Raw genomic sequence first — 13,724 nt, forward strand, 5'->3', positions numbered from 1 at the left:
CTCCCCCGTCAGAAATCGTATTTGTTGATGTTCTCTTTGGTAAACACCACCCGCTCCGGCAGCAGCACAATGCCGTTGCCCTTCGCTTCATACTGGTAGCCCTGCACGCTGTTCGGCTCGACCTTCAGCGTACCGATATCTTTCACGTCCACGCTGTCGCCAACGTTAAGATCGCCTTTTTTCAACAACCGATCGGCGACATTGACCGCAATTTTGCCCTGTTGCACCACATCCCACAGGCCGAAGGCTTTCACCGTGCCGCGCTCTACGTACGGACGCATCACGTTAGGCGTGCTGAAGCCGACAATCGCCACCCCTTCTCGCTTCAGGTTTTCCGCCGCCTGCGCCGCCGCCGGCAGGGCGTTGGCATCCGGAGCGATGATCGCATCCAGATCCGGATACGCTTTTAAGATCCCCTCGGCGGTTTGTAGCGATTTGGTGGCATCGTTATAGCCAAACTGCGTGGTCACGACCTGCCACTGCGGATGATCTTTCTCGATTTTGGCCTTCGCCTCTTTCACCCACTGGTTCTGGTCGGTAACGGTCGGGCTGGAGTAAAAGAACGCCACTTTGGCATTCGGTTTGGTGACCTGTTTACCGGCCATGTCGACCAGCAGGCCGCCGAGCTGCGCCGGGGTGCCCTGGTTGATGTAGATGCTGCGGCATTCCGGTTTGGTGTCGGAGTCCCAGGTCAGTACTTTGACGCCACGCTGCATCGCGCGCTTCAGCGCCGGGCAGAGGCCATCCGGCGACACCGCCGAAACGATAATGGCGTTATAGCCCTGATTAACGAAGTTATTGATGAGCTGCACCTGGCCTGAGACGCTGGGCTCGGTCGGGCCGTCGTAGGTGACGTCCACGCCGAGATCTTTACCCGCCTCTTTCGCGCCATTGCCGCCGCTGGTAAAGAAGCCAACGCCCACCAGCTTGGGGATAAAGGCGATGCGGTCCGCGGCCTGTGCCGACGCGAAGCTGAGTGCCATCGCCAGGACTATCAGTTTTGTTTTCATCTTACGCTCCGGGTATGTTTTGTGAGGAGAGAGCGCACCCATTCACGGTGCAAACTCAGTGAACGTCCCATCACCACCACAACCAACAGCGCCCCTGACAGCGCGCTCGACACCTGGTTGGGGATGCCGACCATCTGTAAACCCTGCTGCAGATACCCCACCAGCAACGCCGCCAGGGCCGTACCGATTACCGACCCCGAACCGCCATAGATATTGGCGCCCCCGAGGACCGCTGCGGTCAGTGCAGGCATCAGTAAATCGCGTCCCAAATCCGAACGCGCCGAACCGAAATAGGAGACCATTACCAGCGCAGCAATGGCCGAAGCGACGCCCACCAGGCCATACAGGGCGTAGGGCATCCCGTTGACCGAGAGCGCCGCATAGCGCGCCGCGCGCGGGTTCTGTCCAATCAAAAACAGATGGCGGCCAAAGCGTCCGCGATGGGTAATCAGCCAGAAGAAGACGGTAATCACGGCGAACAGCACCAGCGGGATTGGCAACCCCAGGAACGTGAGATTAGCGAACGCGGTAAAGCTGTCCGGGAAGCCACCGATACCTTCGTAACCGGTCGCCCCCGCCATGCCGGAGAGCAGCAGTGCGCCGCCGCCGTAGAGATAGAGCGTGCCGAGGGTGATAACCAGCGGGCTGATGCCGGTGTAGTGGATCAGCGCAGCGTTGACCAGACCGCACAGCAGGCCGAGCAGCAGCGTCAACGGTATGGCCAGCGCCATCGGCCAGCCCGCCTGCATCATCACCCCCAACGCGATGGCACACAGGCCGATGGTCGAACCGAGAGAAATATCAATGCCGCCGCTGATGATCACCAGGGTGAGCGGCAGCGCCACAATGCCAATGCAGATAAAATCACTGGTGCTGAACAGCAGCATGTTGATATCGAGCATGCGCGGATTGATGGCCCCAAAGAGCAGGATTTCCAGCACCAGTAATATCAGCAGCGCGCTTTCCCAGTTAAGCTTCATTTACGCCACCTCTTTTTTGTGTTTCGTAAACGGGGTGACATGCTTCCCCCCTTTGTTACCGGGCTGGAAGCGGCTGTACTTAAGTGCCCGTTGATGCCGGGCCAGCGCCTGGCGCAAGCGCCCGTCGAGCACCAGCACACCGAGCAACACCAGCCCGGCGATAAAGTCATTCCACCACGCGGGCAGCCTGAACAGCACCAGCACGGTGTCGATTTGAGTCAGGAAAAAAGCCCCCAGTAAGGCGCCAATAAGCGTCCCGGTACCGCCCAGCAGAGAGATCCCCCCGAGTACGCAGGCGGCAATGGCTTTCATCTCCAGCCCGCTGCCGGTCTGGTTTGGTACAAAGCCAATCTGCGAAGCGAAGACAATCCCCGCACACGCGGCCAGCATGCCGTTCAGCGTAAAAGCGATCATTCGCGTGCGGTTCACCGCCACGCCCAGCTGGCGTGCGGCGGCAAGGTTGTCGCCCACGGCGTAGAAATCGCGTCCGAAGGCGGTGCGCGACAACGTCCATGCGCCGACCGCGGCTAAAAACACCACGCCCATTCCGAGCGGTGAAATACCCATAGCGGCAGGTTCAGAGAGCGATTTCAGGCTCGGCGGTAGCCCTTCAATCCACTTTCCTCCCGTCCACAGCAGCATCGCCCCGCGATAGAGACCCAGCGTGCCGAGGGTGGCCACAATTGCCGGAATACGCAGCCCCACCACCAGAAAACCGTTAAATGCTCCCGCCAGTGCGCCAATCGACAGCGCAAAGAGGATCGATACCGGCAGGGTGTAGCCGCTGTTCAGAGCCACCCCCACGGCAATGGCAGACAGCCCGACGGTAGAGCCGACGGAAACATCAATATTGCGGGTCAACATCACCAGCGCGGCGCCGAGCGCCAGCAGGATCAGGATTTGCGAACTGGCGAAGATCATCCCCAGCGTTTGCAGGCTGAAATAGGCCGGATTGAGCCCCACCAGCACCGCGAACAACGCCAGAATGGCGATGAACGCACTCAGTTCGCGATTTTTCAGTAAGGTCTTCATGACTGCCCTCCGAATGCCAGCGCCATCATTCTGTCGAGACTGACCGCGTGCCGGGACAACTCGCCGCTGAGCACGCCCTGGTGCATCACCAGCACGCGATCGGCAAGCCCGGGGAACTCATCCAGATCGCTTGAGATCATCAGCACCGCCACGTTCTGCGCCGCCACGCTTTTGATGAGCTGATAGATATCAGCCCGCGCCGACACATCCACTCCGCGTGTCGGTTCATCGACGATCAACAGCAGCGGATTCGCCTCCAGACAGCGCGCCAGCAACACCTTCTGCTGGTTGCCGCCGGAGAGCGTGCGCACGGTTTGATCCGCATGGTTAAGCTTGATCCCCAGCGCCCGGTGATAGCGCTCCACCACCGCCGACTCCCGTTTGCGCTGCTGCCAGACCGAGGGCTCATTCAGCGCCACGGTGTTCCAGCGAATCGGCGCATCCAGGAACAAGCCGGAAACCTGTCGGTCCTCTGGCAGGTAGACCAGCCCTTTCTCCAGCCGTGCCGCCACGGGTTCGCCGGTTATTTCCTGATTTTCCAGCCAGACTCGCCCGCCGCGCACCGGGCGCAGCCCATACAGCGTTTCCGCAAACTCGGTGCGCCCGGAGCCGACCAGCCCGGCGAGGCCAACTATTTCCCCGGCATAGATTTCCATGCTGAGATCGATAAACCCCTCACCGGTAAGCTCTTCCACCCGCAGCACCGGGAAATCCTGCGGCTGCGTGCGGCGATTGCCCGGCAGTGCCAGCCACAGTTTTTGCGCATCACTTAATCCTTTTTCGCGGCTCACCGGCGTCATGGCCGCAATCAGGGCGTTATCGTCGAACTGTGCAGTTTCACCGCTGAGCACGATCGCGCCGTCGCGCATTACCGAGACGTGGCTCGCCAGCTGGCGGATCTCCGGTAATTTGTGCGAGATAAAAACAATGCCGACGCCCAGCGCCTGCAACGCGCGGATCTGGCGGAACAGCCGTTCGGTTTCCCCCGGGGTGAGCGACGCCGTGGGTTCATCAAGGATCAGGATCTTCGCGTTACGCATCAGGCCACGTAGGATCTCCACCATCTGTTGATCCGCCACTTCAAGGGTGCTGGCGGTGGCATCAAGATTGAGCTGACACTGCAGCTGCTGGAGTTTCTCCGCCAGCCGTACCCCCATACCGGCCTCACGCGGCAGGCGGAAAAGGATGTTTTCCCGCACCGTCAGATTGGGGAAAAGCAGGGGTTCCTGCGGCACCAGATAAATCCCCAGCCTGTGGGCCTGCGCGGGCGAAAGCCGCGCAAACGCGTGGCCGTCAACCGAAAGTTCACCGCTGTCCGGCGTTTCCACCCCGGCGATGATTTTCATCAGCGTCGATTTTCCCGCGCCGTTACCGCCCATCAGCGCATGCACCTGACCCGCAAGCAGCGTGAAATGAATACCTTTCAGGACCGGTACGCCGGAGAACTGCTTGCTGATATCACGTGCTTCGATAAGTGGCGTCATTATCGCTCCGCTATTGAACAAATGATTTTTAGATTTAATAATGTTCAAAAGCGTAGACGGTGAACTATATTTAGAACCGTGCAGGGATCACAAATTTATCGATTAAGATCCACACAGACACAAATCAATCTAAAAGATCTGTTTTGTCGCGTGGTTCACACTTTCTTTCTGCGCGATCACGAACATATGATCTAAATTTTTATAAGAGTTCAATTATGAGCGATAAACGCACTGCGGAAGAAGGTCGTTTTGCCGGGCTGGCGCTGGCGGAAGAAGAACTGGTTGCCCGCGTCGCCTGGTGCTACTACCACGACGGATTAACCCAGAACGACATCGGCGAGCGGCTCGGACTGCCGCGCCTGAAGATCTCGCGTCTGCTGGAGAAAGGACGCCAGTCCGGGGTGATCCGCGTGCAGATCAACTCCCGCTATGAAGGGTGTCTGGCGCTGGAAACCGAGCTGCAGCAGCGCTTCGGGCTCAAGCTGGTTCGCGTGTTGCCGGCCCTGAATACCCCGCCCATGAATGTCCGGCTGGGCATTGGCGCAGCGCAATCGCTGATGGGCGTGCTGGAGCCCGGCCAGCTGCTGGCGGTGGGATTTGGTGAAACCACCATGAGCAGCCTGCAGCACTTAAGCGGTTTTATCAGCTCGCAGCAGATCCGCCTGGTGACGCTCTCCGGCGGCGTTGGGCCGTATATGACGGGCATCGGTCAGCTTGATGCCGCCTGCAGCGTCAGCATGATCCCCGCCCCGCTTCGCGTTTCCTCCGCCGAAGTGGCCGGGATCTTAAAACGTGAATCCAGCGTGCGGGACGTGATCCTCGCCGCCGCCGCGGCCGATGTGGCGGTGGTAGGCATTGGTTCGGTGAACCAGCGCCGGGACGCCACCATATTGCGCTCCGGCTATATCAGCGAAGGTGAACAGCTGATGTACGCCCGCAAAGGGGCGGTAGGCGATATCCTCGGCTATTTCCTGAACGCCGAAGGGGAATGCGTGCACGAGCTGGAGATCCACCGGGAATTGCTGGGCGTCACGCTCGATGAACTGGCGCAGTTGCCCACCATCGTTGGCGTGGCCGGAGGTGAAGAGAAAGCCGATGCGATTTATGCCGCACTCAAAGGCCGCCGTATTAATGGCCTGGTGACGGAGGAGACGACAGCCCGCGCGGTGCTGGCTCTGGCGAGCTAAGAGCCTGTCCTGCGCCTGACACGAGGCATGCTCATGAGTTACCTTTTAGCGTTAGATGCAGGGACAGGCAGCGTTCGCGCCGTAATTTTCGATTTGCAGGGCAACCAGGTTGCCGTTGGCCAGGCCGAGTGGAAACACCTGAGCGTGGAGAATGTGCCGGGCTCGATGGAGTTTGATCTCGACATTAACTGGCGGCTCACCTGCCAGTGTATTCATCAGGCGCTGGAGCGCGCCCGCCTGAGCGCAGCGGATATCCAGTCCGTGGCCTGCTGCTCAATGCGCGAGGGGATCGTGCTGTATGACCGCAACGGCGACGCCATCTGGGCGTGCGCCAACGTCGATGCCCGCGCCAGCCGCGAGGTAGCCGAACTCAAAGAGATTCACGACTACCGTTTTGAATCCGAAGTGTATGACGTCTCCGGCCAGACCCTGGCCCTGAGCGCCATGCCGCGCCTGCTGTGGCTGGCGCACCATCGTCCGGACATCTACCGCAAAGCCGCCACGATCACCATGATAAGCGACTGGCTGGCGGCAAAACTGTCCGGCGAGCTGGCCGTTGATCCGTCCAATGCCGGGACTACCGGTATGCTGGATCTCTTCTCCCGCGACTGGCGTCCGGCGCTGCTCGACATGGCCGGGCTGCGTGCCGATATCCTCTCTCCGGTGAAGGAGACCGGCACCGTGCTCGGTGCGATCACCAAAGATGCCGCACAGCAGAGCGGCCTGCGCGAAGGCACGCCGGTGGTGATGGGCGGTGGCGACGTGCAGCTTGGCTGTCTTGGGTTAGGCGTCGTGCGGGCCGGGCAAACGGCCGTGCTGGGTGGTACCTTCTGGCAGCAGGTGGTCAACCTGCCGCAGGTACGCACCGACCCGGAGATGAACATCCGCGTGAATCCGCATGTGATCCCCGGCATGGCGCAGGCGGAGTCGATCAGCTTCTTTACCGGCCTGACCATGCGCTGGTTCCGTGACGCCTTCTGCGCGGAAGAGAAACTCATCGCGGAGCGGATGGGAATGGACACTTACTCCCTGCTTGAGGAGATGGCCAGCCGCGTGCCTGCCGGTTCACACGGTGTGATGCCGATCTTCTCAGATGCTATGCACTTCAAGCAGTGGTATCACGCCGCGCCGTCGTTTATTAACCTCTCCATCGACCCGGAAAAATGCAACAAAGCCACGCTGTTCCGTGCGCTGGAAGAGAACGCGGCGATTGTCTCGGCGTGTAACCTGACGCAGATCTCACGGTTCTCAGGGGTAACGTTCGACGGTCTGGTGTTTGCAGGCGGTGGCTCGAAAGGTGCGTTGTGGAGCCAGATTTTAAGCGACGTGACCGGTCTGCCGGTGCGCGTCCCGCAAGTGAAAGAGGCGACAGCGCTGGGCTGTGCGATTGCTGCCGGAACGGGAGCCGGGCTGTTTTCGGATATGGCGGCGACAGGCGAACGGCTGGTGAAATGGAGCCGCGAGTTCACGCCGAACCCGGCGCACCGGGAGCTGTATGACGGTATGATGCAGAAGTGGCAGGCCGTTTATGCCGACCAGCTTGGGCTGGTGGACAGCGGACTGACGACATCGATGTGGCAGGCACCGGGCTTAGTACGTGCCCCCTCTCCCTGAGAGCTATAACGCCCCCTCTCCCTCAGGGAGAGGGCATCAGGCCACACCAATATTTGAATCCCATCACAATCGCCGCATTCCCCTTTTCCCTTTTACTCATCGCTGGCTAAATTAGTAACTCATCCGACCACATAACAATAATTTTACACTGGAAGAGACTATGAGCCACTACCCGTCGTTATTTGCCCCCCTCGATCTGGGGTTCACCACCCTTAAAAACCGCGTGCTGATGGGCTCAATGCATACCGGGCTTGAAGAACATCCGGACGGGGCCGAACGTCTGGCGGCCTTCTATGCCGAGCGTGCACGTCACGGGGTGGCGCTGATTGTTACCGGCGGGGTGGCCCCTGCGCCTTCTGGCGTGGGGATGGAAGGCGGTGCGGTGCTGAACGACGCCAGCCAGCTGCCGCATCATCGCGTGGTCACTGACGCCGTTCACCGGGAGGGCGGGAAAATTGCCCTGCAGATCCTGCACACCGGGCGTTACAGCTATCAACCGAATCTGGTCGCACCGTCGGCCATTCAGGCCCCGATTAACCGCTTTACGCCCCATGCCCTCAGCCACGATGAGATCCTGACGCTGATTGACGACTTCGCCCGCTGTGCGGCACTGGCGCGTGAAGCGGGCTATGACGGTGTTGAGGTGATGGGCTCGGAAGGCTACCTGATCAACGAATTCCTCGCGGCCCGCACTAACCAGCGCGACGATGAGTGGGGTGGCGACTACGCGCGCCGCATGCGCTTTGCAGTGGAAGTGGTGCGCGCCGTGCGTGAACGTGCCGGGGCGGATTTTATTATTATCTACCGCCTGTCGATGCTCGACCTGGTGGAAGGCGGCGGGACGTTCGACGAAACCGTGCAGCTGGCGCAGGCGATTGAAGCCGCCGGCGCGACCATCATCAATACCGGTATCGGCTGGCACGAGGCGCGTATTCCGACCATCGCCACGCCGGTGCCACGCGCGGCGTTCAGCTGGGTCACGCGCAAGCTGAAAGGGAAAGTGTCTGTCCCGCTGGTGACCACTAACCGCATTAACGACCCGCAGGTGGCGGAAAATGTGATCGCCGCCGGGGATGCCGACATGGTCTCCATGGCACGTCCGTTCCTTGCAGATGCCGAGCTGCTTTCCAAAGCGCAGAGCGGGCGTGCAGATGAGATTAACACCTGCATCGGCTGTAATCAGGCCTGTCTGGATCAGATTTTTGTTGGCAAGGTCACTTCGTGTCTGGTCAACCCCCGCGCCTGCCACGAAACCAAAATGCCGATTTTCCCGGCGGTGCATAAAAAAAGCCTGGCCGTGGTCGGTGCCGGCCCGGCGGGTCTGGCGTTTGCGGTGAATGCCGCCTCGCGCGGCCACAGCGTGACGTTGTTCGATGCCGCCGCTGAGATTGGCGGGCAGTTCAATATCGCCAAACAGATCCCGGGCAAAGAAGAATTTTACGAAACCCTGCGCTATTACCGCCGAATGATCGACCTGACGGGCGTGGATCTGCGCCTCAACCAGTTTGTAAATCCGGCGGATGTAATGGATTACGATGAGGTGATCCTGGCGAGCGGGATCGCACCACGCAGGCCTGCGATCGAGGGCATCGATCATCCGAAAGTCCTGAGCTATCTGGACGTTTTGCGTGACAAAGCGCCGGTGGGGGCAAAAGTGGCGATCATCGGCTGCGGCGGGATCGGATTCGATACCGCGATGTACTTAAGTCAGCCCGGCGAACCCACCAGCCAGAACATTGCCGACTTCTGCGTGGAATGGGGTATCGACACCAGCCTTAACCAGTCCGGCGGCTTGCGGCCGGAAGGACCACAGCTGCCGAAAAGCCCGCGTCAGATCGTCATGCTGCAGCGTAAAGCCAGCAAACCCGGTGAAGGCCTGGGCAAAACCACGGGCTGGATCCATCGCGCAACCCTGCTCTCTCGCGGGGTGAAGATGATACCGTCGGTGAGCTATCAGAAGATCGATGACGCGGGGCTGCACGTGCTGATCGGCGGTGAGCCGCAGCTGCTGCAGGTGGATCATGTGATTTTGTGTGCGGGTCAGGAGCCGAAGCGCGATCTGGTGGATCCGCTGCGTGAGGCGGGAAAAACGGTACACCAGATCGGCGGATGCGACGTGGCGATGGAGCTGGATGCGCGACGCGCCATTGCGCAGGGCACAACGCTGGCCTTGAGTCTCTGAGTGACGCAACGCTCACCGGGCCTGCACGCGAGGCAGGCCGGTGTAAACTCAGCGCCCCGCGTTAGCGGCGGCGACCCAGCTTGACGGATTTCAGCACCACGAACTTGTTGTTGGTGGCAACCGTGGTGCAGTTACCGAAGATCTTCTTCAGCTTGTGGAAGTAGTCCAGGTGACGGTTCGCCACGATATACAGCTCGCCGTTAATTTTCAGGCAGCGGCGTGCATGGTGGAACATCTCCCAGGCGACGTTATCCGTCAGGGCGTGTTTCTGGTGGAACGGGGGATTACAGAACACGGCATTAAAGCGGAACGGCTCAACGCCCGACAGCGCGTTATTAATCATAAACTCGCAGCGATCCAGCGCGTCCGGCATGTTGGTTTCAACGTTCAGACGACTGGAGGCCACCGCCATCGGCGACTCATCACTAAATACAACGCTCGCTTCAGGGTTCTTCGCCAGCAGCGTCAGGCCAATCACACCGTTACCACAGCCCAGATCGACGATTTCGCCTTCCAGGTTATCCGGCAGATTTTCAATAAAGAAACGCGCCCCGATATCAAGGCCGGTGCGGGAGAAGACGTTCGCGTGGTTGTGGATTGTCCAGTCAGTGCCTTCCAGCGTCCAGCTCAGGGTTTCTGGCGCGTCGTCCAGTTCGGGGGCACTGAAAGTACAGTTAATGAGGCGCGCTTTTTTCCAGGCCAGCGTCGTGGTGGTTGGGCCGAGCACTTTCTCGAACAGTTCCAGCGTTGAGGTATGGATATCACGCGCCTTGGCCCCCGCGATAATACGCGTTTGTGGGGTTACGACGTTGCGCAGTGCGCGCAATTGTTGTTCCAGCAGCGCCATTGTTTTCGGCACTTTGATCAGCACCACGCCCGGCGCCTGCGGGTAGTCCGCGGTGCTGTCGAGGAACTTAACGCTGGATTCGTCGATGTCGTTGTGGCGCAGGTTTTCCCGCGTCGCCAGCTCGCTCAAGTAGGAATCACCGATGCTGTAAGGCGTGTGTGCTGCCAGAGCACAGGCCAGCGCGCCAAACGCGTCATTCAGGATCAAAACCGGGCCGCTGATTTCAGTGTCATCCAACTGTTGCAGCAGATATTCATCCGCCGCTTCCCACGCCTGAAGCGGGTTAACGTCGTCCGTTTCCGGGAAACGTTTTAGGTTGAGTGAACGGAAACCGTTGTCTAAGTGGCTCATCGGCCCTCCTGAATGGTAAAATTTCGGCGTTATCCCTGAAAAGGGTGCGTGAGTATACCCGTTTTATTGTCAAATTGGGGCGTTGATGAACCAACTAACTTATCTCCAGGGCTACCCGGAGAACTTACTTTCTCAGGTTCGCAGCTTAATTGCCGAGCAAAAGCTGGGCGCGGTGCTGGAAAAACGCTATCCGGGTACACATGACTTCGCGACCGATAAGGCGCTCTGGCAGTATACCCAGGATCTGAAAAACACCTATCTGAAGAGCGCGCCACCCATCAATAAGGTGATGTACGACAACAAGATCCATGTGCTGAAAAACGCGCTCGGCCTGCACACTGCCGTTTCCCGTGTTCAGGGCGGCAAGCTCAAAGCGAAAGCGGAGATCCGCGTTGCTACCGTGTTTCGTCACGCGCCGGAAGCGTTCTTGCGGATGATCGTGGTGCATGAGCTGGCACACCTGAAGGAAAAAGAGCACGACAAGGCCTTCTACTCCCTGTGCTGCCATATGGAGCCGCAGTACCACCAGCTGGAGTTCGATACCCGTTTATGGCTTACGCATTTATCGTTAAAGAGTAATGCGCAGTAGCGCACTGGTTTTGCAATAATCACGTGCTACAGTGGCTAAAGGTTCCCTGCTACGGAGTACGTAAACGTTTATGATACGTTTCGCAGTTATTGGCACGAACTGGATCACCCGCCAGTTCGTCGACGCCGCCCATGAAACCGGCAAATTTAAGCTCACCGCAGTCTATTCCCGCAGCCTGGAGCAGGCGCAGAGTTTCGCGAACGACTATCTGGTTGAACATCTGTTCACGTCGCTCGATGAGATGGCGCAAAGTGACGCCATTGACGCGGTCTACATCGCCAGCCCAAACTCCCTGCACTTTCCGCAAACGTCGCTGTTTCTTAGCCATAAAAAACATGTGATTTGCGAGAAGCCGCTGGCCTCGAACATTCAGGAAGTGGAAGCCGCGATTCAGCTTGCCCGCGACAATCAGGTGGTACTGTTCGAAGCGTTCAAAACCGCCAGCCTGCCAAACTTCCTGCTGTTACAGCAGTCTCTGCCGAAGATTGGCAAAGTGCGTAAAGCGTTTATTAATTACTGCCAGTACTCGTCGCGCTATCAGCGTTATCTGGACGGTGAAAACCCGAACACCTTTAACCCGGCCTTCTCTAACGGCTCGATTATGGACATCGGTTTTTACTGTCTGGCCTCTGCCGTGGCGCTGTGGGGCGAGCCGCACGGCGTCACCGCCACGGCCAGCCTGCTGGAAAGCGGTGTGGATGCGCACGGCATCGTGGTGCTGGATTACGGTGATTTCAGCGTTACGCTGCAGCACTCCAAGGTGAGCGATTCCGTTCTGCCCAGCGAAATTCAGGGCGAAGCGGGCTCACTGGTTATCGAGAAGATTTCCGAGTGTCAGAAGCTGAGCATTGTCCCACGCGGCGGCAAAGCGCAGGAGCTGACGCAGCCTCAGCATATTAACACTATGCTCTATGAGGCAGAGGTCTTCGCCCGTCTGGTGGAAGACAACGAAGTGAATCACCCTGGGCTGGCGGTCAGCCGCACCACGGCGAAACTGCAAACCGAGATCCGCCGTCAAACCGGCGTGGTCTTCCCTGCAGATGGCGTGGGCGCAGAAGCTATCGCGTAAAGCTGTGTAATGAAACGGTGCAGACCATTGACGAAATCACTGGTCTGACATATTTTGTTACCTGCAAAGGGGAGTAACTTCCTTGCCGGTGGATCGTCATTACGATGCGTGCAAAACCGCATCCGGTCGCCGGGCAACCAAAAAGCCCGTCTTTTTGGTTGTAAGTGAGACCTTGCCGGAAGGCGAGGTCTATGCATAAAAAGCTAACGGCTATCGTCTTCTGACCATGGCCGTTTTTGTTTTTTATGTGTAAGGAAAATAGTATGCATTCTGTCGGCACTCCCATGTTGTGGGGCGGATTCGCGGTTGTCGTGCTCATCATGCTGGCGATCGACCTCTTTTTGCAGGGGCGTCGCGGCGCACATGGCATGACCATGAAACAGGCTGCGGCCTGGTCACTGGTGTGGGTCACCCTCTCCCTGCTCTTCTGTGCTGCCTTCTGGTGGTACCTGGCCTCAACGGAAGGCCGCGCGGTTGCCGATCCTCAGGCGCTCGCGTTCCTCACCGGCTATCTGATTGAAAAAGCCCTGGCGGTCGATAACGTCTTCGTCTGGCTGATGCTGTTCAGCTACTTTGCCGTGCCTGCGGCCCTGCAGCGTCGCGTGCTGGTGTACGGCGTGCTGGGTGCGATTATCCTGCGTACGATTATGATCTTCGCCGGAAGCTGGCTGATTACGCAGTTCGAATGGCTGCTGTATGTCTTCGGCGCATTCCTGCTGTTCACCGGGATCAAAATGGCGCTGGCAAAAGAAGATGGCTCCGCCATTGGCGACCGTCCGCTGGTGAAGTGGATCCGTGGTCATCTGCGCATGACCGACAAGATCGAGAGCGAGCACTTCTTCGTGCGTAAGAACGGCCTGCTTTTTGCCACGCCGCTGCTGCTGGTGCTGATTCTGGTTGAGCTGAGCGATGTGATTTTCGCGGTAGACAGCATTCCGGCTATCTTCGCGGTCACCACTGACCCGTTCATTGTGCTGACATCTAACCTGTTCGCCATCCTCGGTCTGCGTGCCATGTACTTCCTGCTGGCAGGCGCGGCTGAGCGCTTCTCAATGCTGAAATATGGTCTGTCGGTGATCCTGGTGTTTATCGGTATCAAGATGCTGATTGTCGATTTCTACCACATCCCTATCGCTATCTCGCTCGGTGTGGTGTTTGGCATTCTGATCGTGACGTTGCTTATCAATACCTGGGTTAATCATCAGCACGATAAGAAGCAACAGGTGGAGTAATTACGGTCCTTCCTGCTGCCTTTACGCTGGCCCTCTTTCCCCCAGGGAGAGGGTCAGCACACTTTTGTAAATGAATAGTTAAAAACTATGACGCAACACGTAAAATGCAGCATTTTACGCTTCCCTCCGCATCCGGTTTCCCTATAC

Annotated in this window: 11 protein-coding genes; 6 read left to right on the forward strand and 5 right to left on the reverse strand. The window is 58.7% G+C overall.

The window, feature by feature from the left end:
- Positions 1-8: 8 nt before the first annotated feature.
- From lsrB to lsrA, 4 genes are read right to left on the reverse strand one after another with little or no spacing between them, the layout of a single operon-like run.
- Entirely contained in the window at positions 9-1,010 is a 1,002-nt protein-coding gene (lsrB, locus tag ACMVME_RS16065; protein WP_025202959.1) for an autoinducer 2 ABC transporter substrate-binding protein LsrB, read from the reverse strand.
- Positions 1,007-1,990, reverse strand: coding sequence for an autoinducer 2 ABC transporter permease LsrD (gene lsrD / locus ACMVME_RS16070; protein WP_014171712.1), 984 nt, complete (start codon positions 1,988-1,990; stop codon positions 1,007-1,009). The genes lsrB and lsrD overlap by 4 nt, the downstream gene beginning before the upstream one ends.
- The gene (lsrC, locus tag ACMVME_RS16075) at positions 1,991-3,022 is read right to left on the reverse strand and encodes an autoinducer 2 ABC transporter permease LsrC (RefSeq protein ID WP_020883583.1); all 1,032 of its coding nucleotides are present in this window, start codon (positions 3,020-3,022) and stop codon (positions 1,991-1,993) included.
- Positions 3,019-4,506, reverse strand: coding sequence for an autoinducer 2 ABC transporter ATP-binding protein LsrA (lsrA, locus tag ACMVME_RS16080; RefSeq protein ID WP_068795039.1), 1,488 nt, complete (start codon positions 4,504-4,506; stop codon positions 3,019-3,021). The genes lsrC and lsrA overlap by 4 nt, the downstream gene beginning before the upstream one ends.
- 215 nt (positions 4,507-4,721) lie before the next feature.
- On the opposite strand from lsrA, the gene lsrR reads away from it, so the two are divergent.
- From lsrR to ACMVME_RS16095, 3 genes are all read left to right on the forward strand, one after another.
- Positions 4,722-5,693, forward strand: coding sequence for a transcriptional regulator LsrR (lsrR, locus tag ACMVME_RS16085; protein WP_020883581.1), 972 nt, complete (start codon positions 4,722-4,724; stop codon positions 5,691-5,693).
- Between the two features lie 33 nt (positions 5,694-5,726).
- On the forward strand, positions 5,727-7,307 hold the full coding sequence (gene lsrK / locus ACMVME_RS16090; RefSeq protein ID WP_020883580.1) for an autoinducer-2 kinase: 1,581 nt from the start codon (positions 5,727-5,729) through the stop codon (positions 7,305-7,307).
- Between the two features lie 160 nt (positions 7,308-7,467).
- Positions 7,468-9,489, forward strand: coding sequence for an NADPH-dependent 2,4-dienoyl-CoA reductase (locus ACMVME_RS16095; RefSeq protein WP_068795040.1), 2,022 nt, complete (start codon positions 7,468-7,470; stop codon positions 9,487-9,489).
- 61 nt (positions 9,490-9,550) lie between these two features.
- Here ACMVME_RS16095 and rlmG read toward each other — a convergent pair whose 3' ends face one another.
- On the reverse strand, positions 9,551-10,687 hold the full coding sequence (gene rlmG, locus ACMVME_RS16100) for a 23S rRNA (guanine(1835)-N(2))-methyltransferase RlmG (protein ID WP_068795041.1): 1,137 nt from the start codon (positions 10,685-10,687) through the stop codon (positions 9,551-9,553).
- Positions 10,688-10,772: 85 nt separating this feature from the next.
- On the opposite strand from rlmG, the gene ACMVME_RS16105 reads away from it, so the two are divergent.
- The 3 genes from ACMVME_RS16105 to ACMVME_RS16115 all read left to right on the forward strand — a co-directional run bounded on the left by ACMVME_RS16105 (position 10,773) and on the right by ACMVME_RS16115 (position 13,577).
- Positions 10,773-11,276: a YgjP-like metallopeptidase domain-containing protein gene (locus ACMVME_RS16105; RefSeq protein WP_025202954.1), complete on the forward strand. Its 504-nt coding sequence runs from the start codon at positions 10,773-10,775 to the stop codon at positions 11,274-11,276.
- A gap of 70 nt (positions 11,277-11,346) precedes the next feature.
- On the forward strand, positions 11,347-12,345 hold the full coding sequence (locus ACMVME_RS16110; protein ID WP_014171720.1) for a Gfo/Idh/MocA family protein: 999 nt from the start codon (positions 11,347-11,349) through the stop codon (positions 12,343-12,345).
- A gap of 263 nt (positions 12,346-12,608) precedes the next feature.
- The gene (locus tag ACMVME_RS16115) at positions 12,609-13,577 is read left to right on the forward strand and encodes a TerC family protein (protein ID WP_068795042.1); all 969 of its coding nucleotides are present in this window, start codon (positions 12,609-12,611) and stop codon (positions 13,575-13,577) included.
- The last annotated feature ends 147 nt before the right edge of the window (positions 13,578-13,724 follow it).

Origin of the sequence: Enterobacter cloacae complex sp. 2024EL-00711 (assembly GCF_047529885.1) — a bacterium.
Classification (GTDB): Bacteria; Pseudomonadota; Gammaproteobacteria; order Enterobacterales; family Enterobacteriaceae; genus Enterobacter; species Enterobacter ludwigii.